At 67.0% G+C, this 23234-nt stretch carries 19 protein-coding genes; 8 read left to right on the forward strand and 11 right to left on the reverse strand.

All coding sequences use genetic code 11. The annotated features are described in order from the left end of the window. The first annotated feature begins 140 nt into the window (after nucleotides 1-140). The 5 genes from ACTJLF_RS16175 to ACTJLF_RS16195 all read left to right on the forward strand — a co-directional run bounded on the left by ACTJLF_RS16175 (nucleotide 141) and on the right by ACTJLF_RS16195 (nucleotide 6030). Nucleotides 141-1544 carry an aspartate aminotransferase family protein gene (locus ACTJLF_RS16175; protein WP_440883455.1) on the forward strand — a complete coding sequence of 468 codons (1404 nt, stop codon included), beginning with the start codon at nucleotides 141-143 and terminating at the stop codon, nucleotides 1542-1544. A 72-nt stretch (nucleotides 1545-1616) separates the two neighbouring features. Continuing rightward, nucleotides 1617-2111 carry an Lrp/AsnC family transcriptional regulator gene (locus ACTJLF_RS16180; RefSeq protein WP_440883456.1) on the forward strand — a complete coding sequence of 165 codons (495 nt, stop codon included), beginning with the start codon at nucleotides 1617-1619 and terminating at the stop codon, nucleotides 2109-2111. Between the two features lie 216 nt (nucleotides 2112-2327). Beyond that, nucleotides 2328-4727: a DNA polymerase II gene (locus tag ACTJLF_RS16185; protein ID WP_440883457.1), complete on the forward strand. Its 2400-nt coding sequence runs from the start codon at nucleotides 2328-2330 to the stop codon at nucleotides 4725-4727. A gap of 295 nt (nucleotides 4728-5022) precedes the next feature. After that, nucleotides 5023-5481: a hypothetical protein gene (locus tag ACTJLF_RS16190; protein WP_206169202.1), complete on the forward strand. Its 459-nt coding sequence runs from the start codon at nucleotides 5023-5025 to the stop codon at nucleotides 5479-5481. A gap of 93 nt (nucleotides 5482-5574) precedes the next feature. Further along, a complete protein-coding gene (locus tag ACTJLF_RS16195) occupies nucleotides 5575-6030 on the forward strand; it encodes a hypothetical protein (RefSeq protein WP_440883458.1) in 456 nt (151 codons plus the stop codon). Between the two features lie 28 nt (nucleotides 6031-6058). On the opposite strand, the gene ACTJLF_RS16200 is transcribed toward ACTJLF_RS16195, so the two are convergent. Beyond that, nucleotides 6059-6961 carry a DMT family transporter gene (locus ACTJLF_RS16200; RefSeq protein ID WP_440883459.1) on the reverse strand — a complete coding sequence of 301 codons (903 nt, stop codon included), beginning with the start codon at nucleotides 6959-6961 and terminating at the stop codon, nucleotides 6059-6061. An 88-nt stretch (nucleotides 6962-7049) separates the two neighbouring features. Between ACTJLF_RS16200 and ACTJLF_RS16205 the strand changes: the two genes are divergently transcribed. Next, entirely contained in the window at nucleotides 7050-7901 is an 852-nt protein-coding gene (locus tag ACTJLF_RS16205) for a LysR substrate-binding domain-containing protein (RefSeq protein WP_440883460.1), read from the forward strand. Between the two features lie 207 nt (nucleotides 7902-8108). Next, on the forward strand, nucleotides 8109-10151 hold the full coding sequence (locus ACTJLF_RS16210) for a TonB-dependent receptor (protein ID WP_440883554.1): 2043 nt from the start codon (nucleotides 8109-8111) through the stop codon (nucleotides 10149-10151). A gap of 10 nt (nucleotides 10152-10161) precedes the next feature. Here the strand turns inward: ACTJLF_RS16210 and ACTJLF_RS16215 are convergent, their stop codons facing one another. From ACTJLF_RS16215 to ACTJLF_RS16230, 4 genes are read right to left on the reverse strand one after another with little or no spacing between them, the layout of a single operon-like run. Further along, nucleotides 10162-11325 carry a HupE/UreJ family protein gene (locus ACTJLF_RS16215; RefSeq protein WP_240650169.1) on the reverse strand — a complete coding sequence of 388 codons (1164 nt, stop codon included), beginning with the start codon at nucleotides 11323-11325 and terminating at the stop codon, nucleotides 10162-10164. After that, on the reverse strand, nucleotides 11312-12565 hold the full coding sequence (locus ACTJLF_RS16220; RefSeq protein ID WP_440883461.1) for a hypothetical protein: 1254 nt from the start codon (nucleotides 12563-12565) through the stop codon (nucleotides 11312-11314). Before ACTJLF_RS16220 ends, ACTJLF_RS16215 begins: the two co-directional genes overlap by 14 nt. 5 nt (nucleotides 12566-12570) lie before the next feature. Continuing rightward, nucleotides 12571-12873 carry a hypothetical protein gene (locus ACTJLF_RS16225; protein WP_440883462.1) on the reverse strand — a complete coding sequence of 101 codons (303 nt, stop codon included), beginning with the start codon at nucleotides 12871-12873 and terminating at the stop codon, nucleotides 12571-12573. Between the two features lie 13 nt (nucleotides 12874-12886). After that, a complete protein-coding gene (locus ACTJLF_RS16230; protein ID WP_440883463.1) occupies nucleotides 12887-14398 on the reverse strand; it encodes a DUF4331 domain-containing protein in 1512 nt (503 codons plus the stop codon). A gap of 298 nt (nucleotides 14399-14696) precedes the next feature. Between ACTJLF_RS16230 and ACTJLF_RS16235 the strand changes: the two genes are divergently transcribed. Beyond that, nucleotides 14697-15341 (forward strand): carbonic anhydrase, encoded by a 645-nt coding sequence (locus ACTJLF_RS16235; protein WP_416491231.1) that lies wholly within the window; start codon nucleotides 14697-14699, stop codon nucleotides 15339-15341. Between the two features lie 675 nt (nucleotides 15342-16016). Here the strand turns inward: ACTJLF_RS16235 and ACTJLF_RS16240 are convergent. The 6 genes from ACTJLF_RS16240 to ACTJLF_RS16265 form a co-directional block, all read right to left on the reverse strand. After that, the gene (locus tag ACTJLF_RS16240; protein WP_440883464.1) at nucleotides 16017-17156 is read right to left on the reverse strand and encodes an LPD7 domain-containing protein; all 1140 of its coding nucleotides are present in this window, start codon (nucleotides 17154-17156) and stop codon (nucleotides 16017-16019) included. Nucleotides 17157-17230: 74 nt separating this feature from the next. Beyond that, entirely contained in the window at nucleotides 17231-19189 is a 1959-nt protein-coding gene (locus ACTJLF_RS16245; protein ID WP_440883465.1) for a type IV secretory system conjugative DNA transfer family protein, read from the reverse strand. Next, entirely contained in the window at nucleotides 19155-20321 is a 1167-nt protein-coding gene (gene virB11 / locus ACTJLF_RS16250; RefSeq protein WP_440883466.1) for a P-type DNA transfer ATPase VirB11, read from the reverse strand. Before virB11 ends, ACTJLF_RS16245 begins: the two co-directional genes overlap by 35 nt. Continuing rightward, a complete protein-coding gene (gene virB10, locus ACTJLF_RS16255) occupies nucleotides 20269-21618 on the reverse strand; it encodes a type IV secretion system protein VirB10 (RefSeq protein WP_440883467.1) in 1350 nt (449 codons plus the stop codon). Before virB10 ends, virB11 begins: the two co-directional genes overlap by 53 nt. Continuing rightward, complete coding sequence (locus ACTJLF_RS16260) at nucleotides 21615-22454, reverse strand: TrbG/VirB9 family P-type conjugative transfer protein (RefSeq protein ID WP_440883468.1); 840 nt, start codon at nucleotides 22452-22454, stop codon at nucleotides 21615-21617. The genes virB10 and ACTJLF_RS16260 overlap by 4 nt, the downstream gene beginning before the upstream one ends. Beyond that, nucleotides 22451-23173, reverse strand: a complete 723-nt coding sequence (locus tag ACTJLF_RS16265; protein ID WP_440883469.1) for a virB8 family protein — start codon at nucleotides 23171-23173, stop codon at nucleotides 22451-22453. The genes ACTJLF_RS16260 and ACTJLF_RS16265 overlap by 4 nt, the downstream gene beginning before the upstream one ends. Nucleotides 23174-23234 lie beyond the last annotated feature (61 nt).

A 23234-nucleotide genomic window follows, 5' to 3' on the forward strand; every position in this document is an offset into this window, starting at 1 on the left:
TCGACCGCACGATCTGCTGTACGCGGCGCAACAACCGCAGCGTGCTTCGTGCGACACCCTCAAAGCAGCATCACCTCGTGCGGGGCGCCGCCTAAGCTGAAGGCATCGAAAGCTTCCCTCGCTCTCGCATCTTCACACCCATGACGCACCCCACCGCACTGCCCCAGCAAGCCGCGCTCGACGCGATCGACCGCGCCCACCTCATCCACCCCGTCTCGCCCTGGCGCGTGCACGAGCAGCGCGGGCCCACCGTGCTGGCCTCCGGGGAGGGCGCATGGCTCACCGACACCAACGGCCACCGGCTGCTCGACGCCTTCGCAGGCCTGTGGTGCGTGAACGTGGGCTACGGCCAGGAGAGCGTGGTGCAGGCCGCGACCGAGCAGATGCGCCGGCTGCCGTACGCCACAGGCTACTTCCACTTCAGCAGCGAGCCTGCCATCCGCCTCGCGCAGAAGCTGGTGCAGATCACGCCGGCATCGCTGACCCGCGTGTACCTCACGCTGGGCGGCTCCGACTCGGTGGATGCCGCCGTGCGCTTCATCGTGCAGTACTACAACGCCATCGGCCGGCCGTCGAAGAAGCAGTTCATCTCGCTGGAGCGCGGCTACCACGGCTCCTCATCGACCGGCGCGGGCCTCACAGCGCTGCCCGTGTTCCATCGCGGCTTCGACCTGCCGCTGCCCACGCAGCACTACATCCCCTCGCCGTATGCCTACCGCCACGAGCACGGCGCCGATCCGCAGGCGCTGATCGCCTCCTCGGTCGCGGCGCTGCGCGCCAAGGTGGCCGAGCTGGGCGCCGACAACGTGGCGGCCTTCTTCTGCGAGCCGATCCAGGGTTCGGGCGGCGTCATCGTGCCGCCCAAGGGCTGGCTCAAGGCCATGCGCGACGCCGCGCGCGAGCTCGACATCCTCTTCCTGGTCGACGAGGTCATCACCGGCTTCGGCCGCACCGGTCCCATGTTCGCCTGCGAGGCCGAAGGCGTGGAGCCCGACCTGATGACCGTGGCCAAGGGCCTGACCGCCGGCTACGTGCCGATGGGCGCGACCCTGATGTCCGAGAAGGTCTACGCCGGTATCGCCGACGGTGCCCCTGCAGGAGCGCCTGTCGGCCACGGCGCGACGTACTCCGCGCACCCGGTGGGTGCCGCCGTCGCGCTCGAGGTGCTGCGGCTCTACGAGGAGGGCGGCGTCCTCGCCAACGGCCAGCGCGGGGCGGTGCATTTCGCGGCCGGGCTCGACGCGCTGCGCGCGCATCCGCTGGTGGGCGACGCTCGCCACCGCGGCCTGGTGGGGGCGCTGGAGCTGGTGAGCGACAAGGCCAGCAAGCGCCGCTTCGACCCGGCGCTGGGGCTGTCCGACCGCATCTTCGCGGCCGGCTACCGCAACGGCCTGGTGTTTCGCTCCTTCGGGGACCACATCCTCGGCTTCGCGCCTGCGCTCACCTTCACCGAGGACGAGTTCGCGCAGCTCTTCGCACGGCTTGAGAAAACGCTCGACGACGTGCTCGACGCCCCCGACGTGCGCGCCGCGCTGGCCGCCTGACCGGGAAAGCACTGATCCGGCGCCGCGGCGGCAAAGCAGAATCAGGACCTGTTTCGTTTTTTCAGGACTGCCATGTCTGAAGCCTTCAAGATCGACCGACTCGACCTGCGCATCCTGGCCCAGCTGCAGAAGAACGGGCGCATGACCAACGTCGATCTCGCGGACGCGGTCGGCCTGTCGCCCAGCCCATGCCTGATCCGAGTGAAGCGGCTGGAGCAGGCCGGCTACATCGCCGGCTACGGCGCGCACCTGCGGCTGGAGAAGCTCGGCGATGCGCTGACGGTGTTCACCGAAGTCACGCTGCAGGACCATCACCGCGAGGATTTCGTGCGCTTCGAGGCCGCGATCCGCGAAGTGGACGAGGTGCTCGAGTGCCACCTGGTGAGCGGGGGTTACGACTACCTGCTGCGCTTTCTCACGCGCGGCGTGAACCACTACCAGGAAGTGATCGAGGGGCTGCTCGAGCGCAACATCGGCATCTCCAAGTACTTCAGCTACATCGTGATCAAGTCGCCGTTCATCAAGACGCATTGCCCGATAGAAAGGCTCTTTCCTCACTCCCGTTGAATCGTGCCGGCGCCGCCCGGGCGGTTTCTGACGGGTTGAAAACATCGACCCGCGCCTGGAGGCTCCGGTAGATCGGTGCTTCGCGGCGGGTCGGGCAGCCCCCTGGATTCCGCTCGGGGCCGCAGGTGCGAACGCCTGCCACGGATGCGAGGCTCGCGAAAGGTCGCGGCGACTGCGCAAGAATCGGTTGTCACCGAGTCTGCCTTTCTCATTTCCATGCCTCTGCCTCCCACGGCGCCCACCGAACTCAAGGGCTTCATCCTGACCCGCCATTGGCGGGACGCCGCGGCGGGCACGGAGATCGAATACTGGCTGGCAACGGACGCCGGGCCGCTGAAGGTCGTGCTGGCCGCCCAGACCTCCGTCGCGTTCGTCGCCGCCCGACACCGCGCGGCGGTGGAGGCGGCGCTTGCCGCCATGCCAGGGGTGGAGATCCGCGAGCTCGATCTCAAGACCTTCCAGCAGGAGCCGGTCGTCGGCCTCTATGCGAAGCACTTCCGCCAGATCGGCCGGCTTGCGCGCACCCTTCGCGCGCAGGACATTCCGCTGCTCGAGGCCGACGTACGCCCGCCGGACCGCCATCTGATGGAGCGGTTCATCACGGCAGGCGTGGCGGCGGAAGGAGGGCGCCTCGACCGCGGCGCGCTGGTCGATTGCCGGCTCAGACCGGCGCCCGACTACCGCCCGGCGCTGAAGATGGTGTCGCTGGACATCGAGACCAGCCAGTACGAGGCGCTCTATTCGATCGCACTGGACGCCGCGCAGGATCGCACCGTCTTCATGCTCGGCGACCCGCCAGCCGGGCAGGGCGGGGAAGAGGAGCGGCAGGACTTCTCCCTCGTCTACTGCCAAAGCCGCAAGGCCATGATCGAACGGCTCAACGACTGGTTCGAGCGCAACGATCCGGACGTCATCGTCGGCTGGAGCGTGATCCAGTTCGACCTGCGGGTGCTGCAGAAGACCGCCGACGATTGCGGCGCGCCCTTTCTGCCGGGACGGGAGCGGCGCCCGCTGGACTGGCGCACTCATCCCGGAAAGCAGGGCTATCTGTTCGCCTCCACGCCGGGGCGGGTGATCGTCGACGGCATCGAGGCCCTGCGGGCCGCGATGTGGAGCTTTCCCTCCTTCAGCCTGGAGAACGTCTCGCAGTCGCTGCTGGGCGAAGGCAAGGCCATCGGCGACGAGTACGACAAGATGGCCGAGATCGAGCGGCGCTACCAGGAAGACAAGCCCGCACTCGCGCACTACAACATCCGCGATTGCGAGCTGGTGCTGCGCATCTTCGAGAAGGCGAAGCTGCTGCAGTTCGTGATGGAACGCGCCCAGACCACGGGCCTGCAGATGGACCATTTCGGCGGCTCCATCGCGGCCTTCAGCCACCACTACCTGCCGCGCATGCACCGCCTCGGCTACGTGGCGCCGAACGTCGGCGAGATCCCGAGCAAGGCCTACCCCGGGGGCTACGTGATGGACTCGAAACCGGGGTTCTACGACTCCGTCGTGGTCCTGGACTACAAGAGCCTCTATCCATCGATCATCCGGACCTTCCTCGTCGATCCCGTCGGCCTCGTGGAAGGCGGCAGCGCCGGCGGCGATCCGCGCCTGATCGTGCAGGGCCCCCAGGGCACCACCTTCTCTCGCACCAGGCACTGCCTGCCGGAGATCGTGACCACGCTCTGGCGCGCGCGGGACGAAGCCAAGCGGGCCCGGAACGAACCGCTGTCGCAAGCGCTGAAGCTGCTGATGAACTCGTTCGCCGGCGTGCTGGGCGCCTCCGAATGCCGCTTCTTCAATCCCAAGCTGGTGTCCGCCGTCACCCTGCGCGGGCACGAGATGATGAAGCTCACGCGCGAATTCGTGGAGCGCAGAGGCTACGAAGCCATCTACGGCGACACCGACTCCATCTTCATCTGGCTCGGCCGCACCCACACCAACGAGGAGGCGCATGCCGTCGCGGCAGGCCTGGTGAAGGACATCAACGACTGGTGGACGCGCACGCTTCGCGAGACCCACGACCTCGAGAACTTCCTGGAGATCGAGTTCGATACCCACTACAGCAAGTTCTTCATGCCCACCATCCGCGGTTCGGACGTGGGCAGCAAGAAGCGCTATGCCGGCCTGAGCAAGGACGCCGACGGCAAGGAGGAGATGATCTACCGCGGCCTGGAGATGGCCCGCAGCGACTGGACGCCGCTGGCACGGCAGTTCCAGGAAGGTCTGCTGTCGCGGATCTTCCGGGGCGAGCCCTACGAGGAGTTCGTGAGGGAGTACGTGCGCGCGACGCTGTCCGGCGCCAAGGACGAACTGCTCGTCTACAGGAAGCGCCTGCGCCATCGCCTGGACGCCTACCTCGTCAACGTGCCGCCGCAGGTCCGCGCCGCGCGCCTGGCCGACGAGCACAACGACCGCCTCCATCGGCCGAAGCAATACCAGAACGGCGGCTGGATCCAGTACGTCATGACACGCACCGGCCCCGAGCCGCTGGAGGCACGCCATTCACGCATCGACTACGACCACTACCTGGGCAGGCAGCTGCAGCCGATCGCCGATGCCATCCTCCAGCCGATGGGGGCCAGCTTCGCGGCGTTGACGAGCTCGCAGCAGCATCTTTTCTGACACCGGACGAGCGTGGGTTCGAACGCCTGCGACGAACGCGCTCGATCAGCAGCCGCATGCCTCATGAGGGCCGCGAGCCGTGGATTGCCGAACGGCGTGCCGGCTCCCGGCGCTTTGGAGGCCCCCGTGTGGCGATGCTAGGATTCAAGACCACCCGCCCTCTTGCTTCTGCAATCCACCAGACATGCGTTCTTCGATGAAGAAGTTGCTGCAGCTGCTTTTTCTTTCTGCACTGTTCGCTGGCCACGCCCACTCGGCACAGCCTTATCCGTACTCTGCCGATCAGGCGAGAGCGTTGCTGACACAGCTCGGCGCTCATGTGCTGGTCATCAACTCCGACCTCACGCTGATCAAGAAGAAGCCGGCGAGAGAGTTCGACCTGCTGACTTACTACCCGCTGCCCAAGATCAAGCTCGACGAGTACAAGCGCAACGGCCACATCACCAACAAGAACGACGACATCGCCGACTTCGTGACCTACGAGATCAAGGATTACGAACTCATCAACGAGAAGAACGAGAAGCTGCAGGTGAAGGAGAGCAGCAAGGCGGCGTCGTTGCAGGATTTCGCGCTCTGGACCTACGACCATGTCCTGAGCAGTCAAAGAGGTTTCCACGTGAAGCTGGACAAGCCTTTCGAACGCGTCAAGGGCCACATCACGCTGGTCTTCGAGATGCCTGGACGCATCACGCGCGAAGTCCGGGTTCCGGTCGATCTCTCCGTCACAGACGAAGACCCGCGGCCCGATACCTGAAAGTGCGCCAACGCAGCTTGGATGTGACCACGAACGCGGAAATCCCTGGCGGAACCGTCGATATCCACAGGCGTTGTCACCTAGCCAAACCCGATGAACGACATTTCTGCCGATACCGTCGCGCGAGCCATCGAAATGCTCGCAGCAGACAACGCAACCGACGAACTCCTCGAGGTCCAGTTCCATGCGCTGGTAGGCAACGAGCTTGATGCGTGCCGCTTGCGCGACTGCATCCCAGAGGCGTTCGGCCTCGTCTTGGCCGCGCACCTGTGCCCGACCTTGAAGCTGCCGGACTACTTCCAGGCAAGGGATGAGAACGGTGTCTGGCAACACATCCCCCTGAACGCCGAGCCCGTTTTCGTGCATGCATTGCCTATTGCGCTGCGCACTTTCCACGATGGACCCCGGGCACGCTTTCAAAACATTGCAGAGATGAGCTCTGTGGTCGACGCCTTGAAAAATGCGCTCAATGCGGGTGGATCCCTCGACGGCTGCACGCTCGGCGGTCCACAGATAAACGGCTTGTCGGCCAGCCTCTACAGAGGGTAGCCATCGGCACAGCGAGGCCGTCTAAACGCTAGCCTTCGACCCGCACGTTCGCCCCGCCACTCGCCGCGATCACGATTCCTGCCAGCACCGCCAGCAGCCCGGCCACCAAGCCCCAACGCAACGGCTCCGCCAAGAGCCAGGCGCCGACCAGGCCCGCGGCGACCGGATTGACCGTCACCGAGATCGCCACGCGCGTGGGCGTGGTACGCCCCAGCGCAAAGGCCCAGAGAAAGAAGCCGATGGCGCCGCCGAACACGCCGAGGTAGGCGACGGCCAGCCACTGGGCCATGCCGAAGCGGGCCACGGGCGCGAAGCTCCCCGCATGCCAGGCGATGCCCGCGAGGCACAACGCACCGGCTGCCATCGCCATGACGGTGAAGGAGAGCGGCCCCGACCGACGTATCACCGCGCGCGAGCCGACGCTGTAGAAAGCCATGCACAGCGCCGCTGCCAGCATCAGCAGATCGCCTCGCCACGCGCCTGGCGGCGCCGTTCGCAGGTCCGAGAGCAGGGACAGGGCCACGCCCGTCATGGCGACCAGCACGCCGACCGTCTTGCGGCGGGTGAACGGTTCGACGCGCAGGACACCGGCCACGGTCATGGTCAGCAGCGGCAAGGCGGACAGCGAGAGCGCCCCGCGTGCGGCCGAGGTGTAGTGCAGCGAGGCGTTGAAGAGCAGCGGGAAGAGTCCGAAGAACAGCAGTCCCAACGCAACGGTCGCCGGCCAGTCGCGTCGCGCAGGCCAGCGCTCGCGGCTGCTGCCCAGCAGGGCCATCGGCAGCAGCAGGCAGAAGCCGATGCCGAAGCGGAACGCGCCGAGAGCGATCGGGTCGACCGCTCCGGCCACGTAACGCGTCGCGCCCACCGCTGCTCCGCCCAGTGCGCTGGACAGCACGGCGGCCGCGACGCCCGCAAGTTCTCCCACGTTCATGCTCCAGGTCGTTGTCGTGGCGGCAGCGTAGAAGCCTCACTATCATCAATCAACCGAATTAATTTGATGCATCTCATCAGGGAATGAAATGGCTCTTCCATCGCTCGATCCTGATCTGCTGAAGGCGTTCGTGGCAGTGGCCGAACACCGCTCCTTCACCCGTGCGGCGACGGCGCTGAACCGCACGCAGTCCGCAGTGAGCATGCAGGTCATGCGGCTGGAGGAGCGGGTGGGCACCGCTCTCTTTCATCGCACGAAAGTCCATGTCGAGTTGAGTCTCGCAGGCGAAAGACTGCTCGGCTACGCGCGCCGGATCCTGCAGTTGGGTGACGAGGCCGTCGGCCAACTGCAGCAGCACAAGGTGGAGGGCAGGGTGCGCCTCGGCGTCATGGACGACTACGGCACACACGTCATGCCGCCGGTGCTTGCGCGCTTCGCGGCCGACTATCCGCACATCCGTGTCGAAATGGAAACCGGCCTCACGGCCCGCATGCCGCAGCGCCTGGGCAAGGATTTCGACATCGTGATCGCGATGCATCCGCATGGCCAGGGCGGCGGCGAACTGCTTCGGCAGGAGCAGGCCGTGTGGGCCACCTCGGCCTCGCACCCGGTGGAGTTCCAGCATCCGCTGCCTGTCGCCCTCTATCCCCGGGGATGCCTGTTCCGCGATTGGGCCACCGAAGCGCTCGACAGCGCCAGGATTGCCTGGCGGCTTGCCTTCGTCAGCCACGGTCTTGCGGCCGTGGAGTCCATCGCAGCGCAAGGCCTGGCGGTGACGGTCGTGAAGTCAGGGACCTTTCCGGCAAGATTGCGGGCCTTGTCCGGGGCCGAGAACCTGCCGCGGCTGCCTGCGGCGGATATCCGGCTGCACCGCGCGCGCAACCTGCCGCGTGCGGCATCGCTTCTGGCCGAGCAGATCGTGCAGGCCGTCGGTCGCTGAGAGCAGGCCCGGGAAGGGGCACCTTGTCGATCGGCTCCGTGCGTCTTTCAGTCGCCCAGAGAATTTCTCCGATCGCTCCTGGCATTTGAATCCGATATGAAGAGGTCCCCGTATGGAAAGAAAGTCGCGCCGTGGATTCGCGGCTTTTCTTCGATTGGAGCGTTGATGCGAAGGCTGGCCGCCGTGTCTCATTCAGTTTGGATCGGCATGCTGGCTGGCTGCCCTGTCGCCCATGCACAGGAAAACCATCTCCCGGAGATCCAGGTGCAAGGGCCGCGCGATGCAAGCATTGGCAGTGCCGATAGCGCGAGCGAGGGCGCGGTGGAGCGGGAGTCCTATCAGTCGCGACCGAAGCTGCGCCCGGGCGACATCGTGGAAGCGGTGCCCGGTGTGGTGGCCACTCAACACTCGGGCGACGGCAAGGCCAACCAGTATTTCCTGCGCGGCTTCAACCTCGACCACGGTACCGACTTCGCGGTCACGGTCGACGGCATGCCGGTCAACATGCCGACGCACGGCCATGGCCAGGGCTATGCGGATCTGAACTTCCTGATTCCCGAGCTGGTGTCCGGCGTGCGCTACCGCAAGGGCCCGTACTTCGTGCACAGCGGCGATTTCTCGCTTGCGGGCAGCGCCTCACTCGACTATTTCAGCGCGCTCGATTCGCCCTTTGCCGAGATGACGGTGGGCTCGCACGGCTTCCGCCGCCTGCTGGCCGCAGGCTCGCGCACCGTGCAGGACCAGACCTGGCTCGGCGCCATCGAACTCGAAGGCAACAACGGCCCCTGGAACGTGCCGGAGAAGCTGAGGAAGGCCAACGCCGTGCTGCGCTATTCGCAGGGCTCGCAGACGCGCGGCTTCAGCGTCACCGCCATGGCCTACAGCAGCCGATGGACCTCGACCGACCAGGTGCCGCAGCGACTGATCGACAGCGGAGAACTGCAGCGCTTCGGCAGCCTGAATCCGACCGACGGCGGCAAGACCCGGCGCATCAGCCTGTCCGGCAAGTGGTTCGACAAGGGCCCGAGCGGCGATACCGAGTTCAGCGCCTACGCCATCGACTACCGCTTCGATCTGTTCTCCGATTTCACCTACTTCCTCGACAACCCGGACAACGGCGACCAGTTCGAACAGACCGACCGCCGCCGCGTCTTCGGCGCGCAGGGCTCGCACACGATGGCCAACAGGATCGCCGGTCTCGACGGTGTGCTGAGTCTGGGGGCGCAATGGCGCGGCGACCGCATCGGCGAAGTCGGCCTCTACGACACGGAGGCGCGCAGGCGCTTGGGCACGGTGCGCAACGACAAGGTTTCGCAGGATTCGTTCGCCGTGTACGGGCAGCAACTGGTCAGTTTCAGCGACCATTGGCGCGGCTACGTGGGCCTGCGCGGCGACGCGCTGCGCTACGACGTCCAAGGCCGCGAGCCCGTCTTCGGCCCGCTCAACAGCGGCAGGGGGCACGACGCGCAGCTGAGCCCCAAGTTCGGCCTGGCCTTCGCGCCCACGCCGGCTCACGAGTTCTATTTCAATGCGGGCGTGGGCTTCCACAGCAACGACGTGCGCGGTGCCACCATCACCGTCGACCCGAAGACCGGCGACGCGGCCGATCGCGTGCCTGCGCTGGTGAAAGGCCGCGGCGCGGAAGTCGGCTGGCGTTTCCAGCCCCATGAAAATCTCACGGCCACCGTGGCGCTGTGGAAGCTCGACCTGGCTTCCGAACTGGTCTACGTCGGCGACGCGGGCACCACCGAGCCGGGCCGCGCGAGCACGCGCCGCGGGCTCGAGGCCACGCTGCGGTGGAACTTCGACCGCGCCTGGCGCCTCGAGGTGGACGCCGCCGTGTCGCGCGCCCGTTTCAAGGGCGTGGCGCCGGAAGGCGAGGGCAACCATGTGGACAACGCCATCGAGCGCGTGCTGGCGGCCGGCATCACCTACATCGAGGGGCCGCTGACCGCGTCATTGCGGCTGCGCTACATGGGGCCGCGCGCTCTCGATACGCTGAACGCCGTGCGCTCGCGCGCCACCACGCTGCTCAATTTTGGCGCGCGCTATGCGGTCAACCGGCAGCTCACGCTGGGATTGGACGTGTTCAACCTGGCCGGGCGCAAGGGCAACGACATCGAGTACTACTACGCTTCGTGCACGGCGGGCGAGGTGGTCAGCGGCAGCTGCGGCGGCGGCGTGAACGACCGCCATGTGCACCCGACGGAGCCGCGCAGCGTGCGCATCAGCGCGCGGTACACGTTCTGAGCCTCGCGCTTCAGGCGAAAGGCAGCACCTTCACATCGAGCACCCGCTCGCCGAGCCAAATGGCCGCCACCAGCACGGCCAGCGCCGAGCCACCGCGCAGCACCAGGACCGGATAGCGCTGCCAGTTGCGCAGCGCCAGCAATACGACGAGCACCACGGCAACGACCATGAGCTGGCCGGCCTCCACGCCCAGGTTGAACTGCAGCAGCGCGATCACGAAATCGCGCAGCGGCAGCTCGAGCTCGGCCAGCGCCCCCGCAAAGCCGAAGCCATGAATGAGGCCGAACAGGAAGCTGAAGAGCTTTCGGCGCCCGCGCAGTACCGGATGGATGTTGTCGATGGCGGCGAGCATGATGGTGATCGCGATGCCGGGCTCGATGATGCGCGGCGAGATGGTCACGATCTTCAGCCCCGCGAGGGCCAGCGTGATCGAGTGCGCGATGGTGAACATGGTGACGATGCCCAGCATCGGCCACACCGCTTCGCGCCAGGCGAGCACGGGCTCCCAGCCGCCGCCGCGACGGCGCAGCACGGCCGGCAGCAGCAGGCAGATCAGGAACAGGATATGGTCATAGCCGATGAGAATGTGATGGATGCCGTCGCGAAAGAAGCTGCCGTCCGGACGCGTGGCCGTGTCCGCAGCATCCTGCGAGCCCGGCCAGGCCAGGGACACCGGTCCCGCCGACGGATCGAGCGACAGCACCACGGGCTGTGCTCCGCCTGCCGCTTCGACACGCAGCAGGCCGCGATGCGTGGGATCGACTTCGCGGAACAGGCGGTAGTCGATGTCGAGCGCGGCGCCAGCCTCGCAATGCGCCTGCAGCCGGAGAACGAGGTAGGCACCGTCGATGCGGTCCTCGACCGCGGGTACCTGCGCTTCAACCAGCGCGCACCGGCCCTGCTGCAGACGCAGGCGCGCGAGCGCATAGGCCCGGATGTCCGCCAACCGGGTGCGCACTTCACCCCAGCTGAGCTTCCGGTCGGCGTTGGCGTCCAGGTCGAGCATCGCGTCGAGGTCGCGCAGCGCAATGTCCCAGCGCAGGTCGATCGTGTCGCCGGTGCGCTGCAACTGCAGGTAGGCATCGCTCGCCTTGTGGGCGTGGGCCGCCGCCGACCCGAAAAGCAGCGCAGTCACCAGCAGCACGAAGAGCGCGACGCGTTCACAGTGTTGCATCGACACGGGCATCCTTCAGTCCGATCTGCTGCATCAGAGCCTTCACTTCCCCGCGGGCGGCACCGTCGTTGGCAGCCGACGCGGCTCGCGCGAACACCAGCAGGTCGATGGGCTCGCGCTGCAGCCTAACGTTCAGGCGTGCGAGTTCGAGCGCGCGCTTCGGGTCGTTCTGCACGTCGAGGGCGAACATGGCTTCTTCACGCGCATGCAGCGCGGTGGTGCCGGGGCGAAGCGCGGCTGCCTCGAAGCGCCGGCGCAGTTCTTCGGCCGCGTCGTGGGCACTCTGGGCACTCTGGGCACTCTGGGCACTCTGGGCACTCTGGGCACCTTGGGCACCTTGGGCACCTTGGGCGCTCTTGCCGCGCGCGGCGGCGCCGGCGATGGCCAGCCGCAGCAGCACCGCGTCGCTGCGCGCCTCGTCGGCCAGCAGTTTCGGGATCTCGGCGTGGCGCCCGACGCGCTGCAGATAGTCGCTGTAGGCCAGCAGCAGATAGCCGGAGCGCTGCGCCGCCACGGCCTTGCGATAGGCCGCGTCGGCTTCTGCCTGGCGGCCCGCCAACTCCTCGACTTCGGCAAGACTGGTCAGCAGCCATTGGCGAGTCCCGGCTTTGTCTGCATCGCGCAGCGCCGGTTCCGCCAGAAGGGCCTGCAATGCCTGTCGGGCGTCGTCGTGGTTGCCGCGCAGCCCGGCGTTCTCGGCAAGGCAGGCGACGCCGTACAGGGCCGGGCCCACCCGCCCGAGCGACCGGCAGGCGGCATCGGATTCGTTGTAGCGCCCGCGCACGCGAAGAATGGTGGCGAGCGTGATCCAGGCCTGCGCATCGTTTGGACGTCGGGCGAGCGCCACCTTCAGGGTGGCCTCGGCGCCATCGAAGTCATGAAGGAACTGCGCGATGGTGGCGCGCATGACCAGCACGGCGGGCGGCGTCTGTGCCGGTGGTGCGGTCTCCCAAGCCTGCAGCGCGCCCATGGCGTAGCCGGCGTAACGCGCATCGCCTTGTTCACGTGCAAGTTCGAGGTAGGCCGAGGCCGCAGCGATGGCCGTAGCCTCGTCCTTCGGTCGCTGTGCCAGTTCGCGGCGCAGCCGGTGTTGCTGGCTCGACCATCCAGCGACGACGGGCAGTGTCTCCACGACCTCGTCGTCGCTCGCGGGTACGCGCGGCACCGCATGCGCCGCGAGAGCGGCCATGGCGAGCACGGCGATTGCCGCCCATGCTTTCGCGGATGCGGCCAGGCGCATCTCGGCTACTGCGTGGCGACCGGCTCTTTGGTCTCCGACGTCGGAGGCGGGTCGAAGGCCGCCACCTCGGTCGGTTCGCTCGTGTCGAGCATGGTCGCCACCATGGCCTGCACGTAGGCGACGAACAGGTCGTAGGGGTCGGCAGCCACGGGCGGCGTGTTTTGCGGCGGGCTCTGTGGCGGCGTGTTTCCGCCGACCGGCAGCGGGAACGGATAGAACCCGCCCCCGCCGCCACCTCCGCCGCCGCAGCCCGCAAGGGCCGTGGCCAGCAGCAGGGCGGCGCCAATGCGATTGATGTTCCGGTTCATGCCGTGCTCCCGTTCACGGTGCCGCGGCGGCGTTGACGGCGCCGGGCAGCGGGGTATTGAGGTACGGGAAAGCGGCGGGGAACTGCGACGGGCTCTGCAACGCGCCGTCGGTGATGGCCGCACCGCCGGCCGGTGCATCGCTCGGCTTGCAGCCGACCTTGAGCGCATCGTTGGCGCCGGTCAGGACGCACAGGGCGCCCATGGCCACGCGCAGTTCGATGTCCACCACGTCGTCGCCCGGGCGGCGTCCGTTCGGGAAGCCCGCGTTGTCGCCGCCGGCCACGCCGAGGTTGCTCTGGCTTGCCATCGCGGTCGGAGCGATGCTGGTGTTCAGGCGCAGCATTTCCGAGGCCTTGACGTTGGCGGGCTTGTTCAGGCCGTCGATGCCCGTCAGGAATGCCGCGACCAGGTCGGTGCGCGGAAAGTTCGTCGGTGCGGGTGCACTGGGGTACAGCGTCTGGATCAATGCCGGCAGCGTCGGATTCGTCACGTAGGTTGCGAACTGGCCGTCGTCCATCGGCCTGGAGCTGTTGAACCTGTCCTTGTCCTTCAGGCCGATGACGACTTCGTTGACCAGCGGCATGCCCAGGCGGGAGACCTGTGCCCAGGCGCCGCCGTTGAGCGTCGTGGTGCCGTGGCCGCTCTTGGGCGGGCTGGCGATCAGTCGGCCCTGGCGCGCGCTGGCCGTGGTCCAGCCGCCGATGATCGGGCCGGTGCCGCCCGCAGTGAGACAGGAGATCGGCACTTCGAGCGCCAGGGTGCTTACGTTGCGCGTGGCCAGCGTGCCCGCGCCGTAGGCGCTGGTCGAGCCGAGCGGGTTGAGGTTGATGAGGTCGAACACCTGGCCCAACGCGACCGCGAACGGGTCCTGGCGCTGGCCCGCGAAGACACGGCCACCGCCGGCACAGCCCGGGATGTTGATGTTGTAGATCTGCTGGGCCGCATAGGCGGCATAGCCGTTCGGGCCGCCGAAGGTCTTCTCGCCGATGTTGTCCGTCGGCCGGTCGAACACGGCGCTGCCGTTGGCCGCGTTGGTGACGGCAAACGCCTGCCCCTTGCGGCGGTCACCGCGCACGACGGTGAGCGTGAATGTCTCGCGCAGATTGCTCGTGGCCTGGTTGGGCGCCGAGATCTGGCCGGCCTGCACCAGCGGGATCGAGACCTGCTTGCCCGAGATCGGCAGTTGGATGTCGCGCAGCGTGTTGGTGAAGCGGAACTGGAAGGTGAGGGCTTCCATGGCGCTGCCGGTGTTGTCGATGTGGATCTCGTAGAGCCCGTTCGGGTCCATCGTGAAGTAGTTGGGGCCACCGTACGGGCCCTGGTCGGGCTGGTAGTTGGCGATCAACGTCACGAAGTCCTGGCGGTTGGGCTCGTAGCTTCGGAACATGTAGAAGTCGGTGCCGTCGAGCTTGGGCATCCCGGCAATCGAGGGCGCCTCGCGGTGGCTGGAGGCGAATGCGCTGACGGCGGCGGCCGCACTGAGCGCAAGAACACAGGCATTGACAGGCGTTGGAAGCAATCTCATCGGCGTCACCTCGATAGTCAAATGTTGGAATGAGCGGCAGCGACTTGCGCAAGGCGAAGCCGTGCGCACAACCCATACGCCGAGAAAGTTCGGTTGGATTCAGCGGCAACGGGATGGGTAATCCCTGATTGCAGGGCCTGCGCTGGCCGTAAGGCGGCCTCTTTCCCTCGCGGGATGAGAGCGCGGCGAAACTTGCTTTTTGATGCAGCGGTCACATCACCTTGACAGCGCGGCCGATGAACCGGCTTGGCCTGGTCTGGGCGTCCGCGAGAGTTGCGAGTCAGATTAGACTTCGCGCATGCAAGACATCATTGCCGGTTTTCTCCGCTTCCAGACGGAAGTCTTTCCCAGTCGCAAGCAGCTCTTCAAGGAGCTGGCAACGAGCCAGACGCCGAAGGCGCTGTTCATCTCTTGTTCGGACAGCCGGATGGTGCCCGAGCTCGTCACCCAGCGAGAGCCCGGGGATCTGTTCGTCATCCGCAATGCGGGCAACATCGTTCCTTCCTTCGGTCCGGAGCCGGGCGGGGTCTCGGCGACGGTCGAGTTCGCCGTGTCGGCGTTGAAGGTCAGCGACATCGTGATATGCGGCCACTCCGATTGCGGTGCCATGAAGGCAATCGCGACCTGCGCCTGCCTTGACACGATGCCTGCCGTGAAGAACTGGCTGCGCTATTCCGACGCCGCGCGGATGATCAACGAAGCAAAGCCGCACGCCGATGAACGCTCGCGCGTGGACGGCATGGTTCGGGAAAACGTGATCGCCCAACTGAACAATCTGCGCACCCACCCGTCGGTGGCGCTGGCATTGGCCCAGGGCAAGCTGAATCTGCATGGCTGGGTCTACGACATCGGGAGCGGCTCGATCGAGGCGCTGGACATGGAAACGAACGCCTTCGTGCCGCTGGCGAGCCATCCATCGGCCAGAAAGCCGGACGGCGCCTGACTCGCTGCCGCAAGGATGCAAGCAGTGCGCGGAGGACGATGTAGAGCGAACGCACGGGCTGCTGGATTCCTGTCAGTAGGCCGAATGAGGAAAACATGAACGGCGATGCGCGCAACGGCAGCGGCGCCCATGCAACGGGGAGCGTGAAGCTGCTCCCGCAGAGCGCTTTGTCGTCATGGCGTCTGGGAGCCATCCACCGAAGACCTCTCGCGTGCGAGGTCGCGAGCGAGGTCGCGATACTTGTTTGCCAGTGCCCGCAGATCGGCAGCGCTGACAACTCCCCGGGATAGGTGAAGTACCGGCAAGGGAGAGACGTATGCTCCCTGAAGTTTCTGCCCTGTATCAGGAGTGGCGATTCGCGCTCCGATCCACAAGACATCGAATACGCTTATGCGCTCAGGGCTGTGGCCGCGAGCCGATCGAAGGCATTTCTGGCGGCGGTCGAAGAAGCCAGTCGCGCATGCGGGGCCCGCTAGCATCACCCACTTGCATGCCCCGCACGCCGAGTGCCACGGACCTCCGCCCCCCTGGGCCGCGCACCCGCTGCGGGTTACGACACCTTCCCGGTCTCGTGTTGATGGCCTGACCGTCCTGCGATCTTCGCCAAAGCGTCAGCAACTTGTTGTCGCCGGAAGGCTGGCGCAGCCGAACATGATTTTCGGGCGTGGACACCCGCTAAGCGCGCTCATGGTCGGGCTCGTCGTGGGCTCGGCCGCCGCGTACGCGGATCCGCAGGGGTGTCGCACGTGGGCGTCGTGCCGGCAGACGGATCGAACGGCCTTGCTCCAGCGCATCGGCCATCCGTTCCCGGATCAGGTGCATCAGCCCTTGCTGCGAGGCCCGGTCGGTGGTGACGCGCCGCGCGTATTGCGCGGCGAGCTCGAGGACCGCCCCGGCCGCGGCCAGCCCGGGTTCCTGGCGCAGCAACGTCTCGAAGAGAGGTCCTCCTGTACGCATGTGTTCGGCGTGGCGCTTCATCGCGCGCAGGTGATCCGCGGTTTCGACGCGCCACCTCGCGCGCTGCACGACGAGGGTCTTTTCGCTGATGGCGTCACCCGCCAGGTCGCGGGAGGCGGCCCGGATCTTGACCGGATGGGTGCCCTCCTGGCGCAGCACCACCTCGTCACCGAGGCGTGGACGGGAGGCCGATTCGGCAAGGGCGCGCTCGAGATCCGCGCCCCAGACGGTGCGCTCACCGGCTTCCGAGCGGACCGTCGCGTAGAAGGACATGCGCTGTGTCGCGTCGAACCGGTACGGCGCGGCCCCCGCGGAGACGAGCAGGCCCTGGATGGTCGGGCGCGAGCCCTCGCGCGAACGTGGCCTGTCTTTGTCTTGCTGGCCTGGATCGCGTGCGCTGCCCGGGGCCATCGGCGCCTGTGCCGCTTCACGCGAGGGATGCCTGCGCGCCTGCATCCGCTGCAGCTGCTGGATTTCGGCCGGCGTCGGCTCATAGCCCCCGACCTCGATCCCGCGCAGCGTGGCCTCGCGCCACAGGTTCTGCCGGAAAGCCTCGGTGCCTCTGAGCGAGATTGCCTGCCAGCCGCGCGCTTGCGCGATCGCGACGACGTTGCGCAGTACCTCGAGGTTCTCGGTCCCTACGCGGATGCGATGGCCGTCGTCGATGAACGCCAGCGTGCGATCGGGGAAGAAATAGCGGTCGTCGACGCGCAGGTAATTCCGCTCGATGGCGTCGGGGACACGGGCGTGCGTGCCCTGGGCGGGTGTAGCGTCCGCTTGGCCAGTGCCGGCCAAGTCCCCGGACATGCTGCCCTCGCTGTCGGTGGCGAGGCCTGCAGGGGGGGCGATGCGGGACATGGTGGCATCCTTTGTGATGAGGGGAAGGGAAGGTGACGGGCGCGGCTGCTGGAACGGCTTCAGGTCTTCGGGCTTCAGTCGAGGACCTGCGCCATGAATGCGTCGGCCCAGCGCTGGAGGTCCTCCTCACTGAGCTTCTCGACGGGGATTTCCACGTCGTCGAAGTCGAACGAAAAGTCCTCCAGCCTCCATTCATCGTCCTGTTCACCGCCACGCCGGACATCGGCGTCTTTCGTTGACGCAGGGCGGCCGACCGGCCGCGGCGCGCCGGGATCTGCGGGGAGCGCGGAACACTCCCCCGCGGCAGCGGCCTCGCTGTCGGCGGGTACCGCCCCTGCGACAGTGACGGCGCACCCCGATCGGGCCACGTCCAGCTTCGGCACCGGCGGGGGAGGCAACTCCCTGCTCGCGAAGACCTTGTCGCGGAAGTAGAAGATGCGCTGCGCGAGCACGGGACGCAGTCCTTCATAGAAAAGGATCATCCGGGAGGAGCCGAGCTCCTTGATTTCCTGTGGCAGCAGCAGGCGGCGAGGCTGGTCGCTGATGGTGACGGAGGCAGACTTGCCCGCGCCGCCCCACATCGGACGGCTGATGCTCCTTTGCCGGACCGTGCGGGTGCCCAGTTCGCGCGAGATGGCTTCTGCATCGTCGTATTCCCTGGGCGGGAACACGATGCGTGCGGCCAGCATCTTCCGGATGGACTTGGCGCCTTCGAGTCCGTACTTCTCCACGAGCTGGGAGTTGGACTGCACGATGATGACCGTGCGCACGTTGTACCCTGGGAGGAAGGCGGTGGACTCCGCAATGACCGGGATCCGCCCCAACGCTGGAAACTCGTCGAGCATCAGGAGCAGTTGGTGGCGCAGCGCCGGGTTGTGCTCCGGCAGCTCGCGCGTCTGCAGGCCGATGGCCTGCTGGAAGAAAAGATTGAGCAAAGGCTGCAGGCGAGCGATGTTGTCCGGATTGATCTGCACGTAGATCGAGATCGGCCGCTTGCGAAGCTCGCGCAGATCGAAGTCGTTGGCGGACGTGGCCGCGTCGATCATTGGGTTGAGCCACAGGTCCAGGCGGCTCGTGAAGGTCTTGCGGATGCTCGAGGCCGTCGTCGGGGCGAGGTCGATGACGTCGTAGAGACTCTGGACCGCCTCATGGGACAGCGGATAGCCGGCCCGGTCGCAGGCGTCGATCACCCGCTTCCAGTGCTTCTGGAAACCTTCGTCGTCGCTGGCCATGCCCTGGCGAAGCACTTCCCCCAGGGTGCGTGGGGCCCCCTCGGTCTCGAACAGGTAGAGGGCGATGCCCAGGAAAAGCGAGCGCGCCGAGGAGGTCCAGAAAGGATCTCCGGCCAGCGGATCGGGAAACAGCATCGTGCCGATGCGCTGCAGATCGTCGATGCAGCGGTAGGGCGACTCGGACACGTAGCCCAGCGGGTTCCAGCGCGCGGAGCACTCGCGCTCGGACAAGGGGTCGAACAGGTGGACGGCCTGCCCGTGCGCCGCGCGAAAACCCGCGGTGCGCATGAAGTTCTCGCCCTTGACGTCGCTGACGATGGTCGAGCCGGGCCAGTTCAGCAGGTTGGGAATCACCACGCCTACGCCCTTGCCGCTGCGAGGGGGCGCTTCCAGCGCGGCCCCCTGCTGGCCCGGCAGGACCAGATAGCGCCCGCCCAGGCGTCCGAGGATGATGCCGTGTTCGTCGAGCAGGCCCGCCTTCGCGATCTCGCGCCGGCTGGCGAAGCGCGCTTCGCCATAGAGCGGGCGCCGCCTCGGCAGCATCGCGAGGCCGACGAGACCCAGCGTCAGGCCCTGCGAACCGACCAGCGAGGCCAGGAGCGTGCGCCACACCGCGGGACGCTCGCCTTCGGCCGCCCAGTACTGGTAGATGGTCAGCAGCGTCGCATGCTCCGGTGGCAGTTTCATCGCGATGAGGAAGACATAGCCAGCCAGGTACAGGCCGAGCGTCGCCGCTGCAAGCAGCGCGACCGCGATCCTGAAAGGGCTAGGCCAGGCCTCGGAGCTTGGTGCCTGGTTCATGCCAGATCTCCCGCACGATCCGGTGCTGCCGCTCGCGTGCGCACTGCACCACCACATCCACGCTCAATTGGGCCAATTCAACGCCTTCGCGCGTGCTCATGCCCCGGCCTGCAGGACTGCGTCTCATGAGCTGGGCCAAGGCCACGAAGGCCATCTCGGCACTGTCCGCATGCACGCTGGTGATCGAGCCGGGATGGCCCGTGTTGACGGACACCAGGTAGTCGTAGACCTCCTCGCCGGTGCGCAGCTCCGACACGAAGACCCGGTCGGGGCGCTGCCGCTTCGCGCTTGTCAGCAACTGGCTGGGCGTGACCTCCGCCTGCCCTTGCGCACCCTGCGAATAGAAGAGCCGCACATGGTTGGGCTGGTTGCGCAGCGACAGCTCCTTCACGTCCTCGATGGTGATGAGCCGGTCCTGCGCAGGCACCTCGAGGATCAGCGCCTTGCTGACCGTGGTCTTGCCAGACCCGGTGGCGCCGGACAGGAGGATGTTCTTGCGCAGCTGGACGGCCCGGCGCAGGAAAGGCACGAACTGCCCGCCCTCGAGAAGCGCCGCGAGCTCGCGGTCGTCGTCGCGCAGCTCTTGAGAGGCCGCCTGCGGCGCTCGCACCCCGGGTGCGCGGCGTGTCTGCGCGAAGACGTGGCGTTGCTTGAGTTCCTCCAGGGTCCAGATGGCGCCTGACGGCCGCCGGATGGTGATCGATACGGTGCCTTCCAGGGTGGCCGGCGGCAGCACGATCTGGATGCGTTCGCCGCCGGGCAATGTGGCGGACAGCAGCGGTTCGCTCGCAGAGACGCGCTGGCGCGTGAAGTTGGCCACCAGCTTGGCGATGGACATGCACCATTCGAAGCTGGCGAACGCGAGGGCCTCGCGCGTCCAGCCCGTCTGCCGTTCCACGAAGGCCGCGCCCGGCGCGTTGATGCAGATCTCGGTCACTTCCGGGTCGTTCAGCAGCGGCTCGAGCGGGCCGAGAAACAGCGCCAGCGACGAGGGTGGGGTCGTTGCAGGGCCAGGAGGCGCCGCACCCGGAGGCTGACCTGCAGGCTGAAGGCCGCTGGGCGTCGCGCCGGACTCGCGTTCAAGGAGGGGTGGAGACGGTCCGAAGGGCATAGACGCTCCTGAAATCCACATCGCGGGCGACCAGGATCTGGATGCGCTCGCCCTGGTTCTTGATGACGGTGGGTGGCATCGAGACCGTGCTTCGCAGGATCTCCGTGAGCACGTCGCGGCTGCCCTGCGGCGCCAGCACCACGCCGGTGCCACCGCCGACGGTGGAGCCGCCTTGCCGATGCGCGGCGAAGGCCTGCATGGTCCCGTCGATCACCGAGACCAGGATGGCCGCACCGAAGCGCTCCCAGAAATGGGTATCGACGAAGCCGGGCAGGCCGTTGCGGCCGAGTTCATCCGTCCCGGGCGATGCGAGCTGGACGACGACGCCGGTGGGCGTGCGCGCCTCGCTCCAGAGGATGAAGACGCGCCCCTGGCCCTGGCGGGGAGCCCCGCGTTGCTCGCCCACGTACTTGGTACCGCGTTCCAGGAGGACGACCTTGCCGTCCGCACCGTAGATGTCGTTCGCACCGATGCAGGTGGTCATGCCTTCGTAGGTCGAGTCGATCGCCGTTTCCAGCGTGCAGTCGATGAAGGCCCCCTTGGGCAGCAGCAGGCGCCGGGTCGCGAGCATCGTGGCGGCGACGGCGGGCGTGGGCGTCGGTTTAAGGTTCGCCGCAAGCGTACTGCTCCCGCTGCTTGTGGTCGCTGACCCGGAGGCCGGGGCGGCGCCAAGCAGTTGCGCCATATGGGGCACGCTACCGATCCCGCTGAAGGAAGGCGTGTCCGTGGCGGTTCCCAAGGATGCATGCGCGGGTGCGTTGCCGCCCTGCAGCATTGGCGCACGCCGCAGGACCGGGGCGGCCAGCTGCCGGTCAAGGGCCAGCTCTTCGGGTGTCTTCGGGGCAGGTCCGCCGTTGGCCGCTGCGGCCGCAGGCGCGGGGGGCGGCCCCGCGCTGGCTGCCGAGCCTGCATCGGATGCGCGGGGCGGCTGAATGTGCCCCAATGGCGGGACTTTCATCTCGCCGCCGGCACGGGCCATGGCCGTCCTGCGCGCAGCTTCTAGACTCTCGCGGTTGCGGGAATACTGGCTGCCGTAGTACCAGAAGAGGAACCCGGCGCCAAGGAGAAGGATGGTGGAAAGGGCCAGCGAACTCCTGATCCTCGATTGGATGGATCGCTCGCGATTGACCGAGGGAATGGTGCGCTCTCCCTCGACCGACGCGCCCTCGCCGTCTGCCAGGCGTTCGGCGCGCTCGTGCATGTCGCGTGGGGCGAGGATCTCCCCGGTCGCCGGGTCTACCTCGCCGGCTGCACCGCCGGGACGTCGGTTCCCGCGTTCGAATGAAGATGGCTGTTCCACGCCGCTGTGCGAGGTCATGGGCCGTCTCCGGCGGTGAGTCGCTGGACGCCTTGCACGCTCGTGTGGGTCGGGGTGCGGGCACCGTCGCCGTGGAAGGACCGGTTCACGACGCAACCCACCAGCCTGCCGCGGCGCAGCATGAACCGTCGTGCGAGCCGGTGGATGACCACCTCGTCGTCCTCGACATTGAAGTTCAGCAGCGACTCGGACCCGTCGTCGTTCTGCACGAACAGGGCCGGGAATTCGGCACGAGCCTGGAAGCGCAGCCGGGTCTGGATGCCGTCATCGGAAGCGCTCAAGGGCTTCAGCGACCCGCTGCCGCAGAACCAGTAGTCGCTGTTGCGAGGCCCTTCAGGTGCCCGGCGCATGAGCGCTTCGGCACGGCGACGTTCCTCGTCGGCTGCCGCCGCACGCGCTTCGTCCTCGGGATAGGTGAAGCGAATCGAATACACCATGCGCCGCGCCGCAGCCCCCGAGGGCGCATGGGCGGAGACCACGTAATCGAAGTGATAAGCCCGCCGGTTGGTGAGCACGGTGAGGTTCGTGGCGGCCCGTGCTTCCCTCGGCTTGATGAAAAAATGGTTGCGCTCCGCGCCCACATCGAAGGCGCCGTTGTCACCCGAGCCGAGGTTCACGAACTCCTCTCCCTCGGCGAAACGCAGATGAATCTGATAGCCCACGTAGCCATGCAGCGCGACGACGTCATCGGCGTTGTAGGCAACGATCCGAACGCGCGCATCCACCTTGCCCACAGGGGGCACGGTCACGGCATCCGCGAAAGGCGCCGCGAAGCACAGCAGCGAGGCCATGCCGGTTTCGAGCGCCAAGCGCCACGGGCAGCGGTAGGGCTTCATCGCGCCTCCTGCGGGTGGGCCGGAACGCTCGCGGTGGCGACCTCGGGTTCGCGGCGGTACTCGACGATGCGGAAACCCAGTGGATTGAGCGAGCGCCATTTGTTGTCCTTGGAAGGCTGGACATATGCAAACTCCACGGTCGACACCCAGTGACTCGCCTGCTCGTCACCGGTACCGCCGGCGCGGGTGTATCGGGTGAACCGGACCTGGGCCAGCCTGTCCCTGCCGCTTTCCAGCTTGAGAAAGCTGACGGAGCGAATCTGCGTCCGTATGGTCGTGCCGTCCTTGTAGGCATTCAGGGGAGAGGCCGGATTGTTTGGGGCCCACAGAGCGGCCCATTCCTGGTTGAGACGAGGCGAATTCTGCGAAGCGACCAGTTCGTAATCCGTCTCCGCGATCCCATAAAAGTAGCGCTCGCGCGCCACCACATAGTTCTGCAGCAGATTGCGCGTCACCACCTGTTCGATGTCGGTCGTCCCCTCGTAGGCCGGAACGATGTCGACGATGCCGGTGCTGCTGTCGACACGGATCAGAACGGGGACAGGCTGCTTGAGCGGTGTGAGACCGGCAACGGCGGCCACCGAGAGCAAAGCGATACCGGTTGCGATGGCGGTCAAGACCCACGCGAGCCTGGCTGAACGCTCCGACCGGCGAGCGCGGTCGAGCTCCCAGTTCCGGGCTTCGTCCAGGTAGCTTTCAATACCGGCGTTGCGATTCATCGACCGCTCCCGGGAGGGTGGTGCCTGTCGCGGCATTGATCGGCGTGAGCGGCCCTTCGCA

This window comes from Variovorax sp. 22077 (assembly GCF_052044195.1).
Taxonomy (GTDB): Bacteria; Pseudomonadota; Gammaproteobacteria; order Burkholderiales; family Burkholderiaceae_C; genus Variovorax; species Variovorax atrisoli.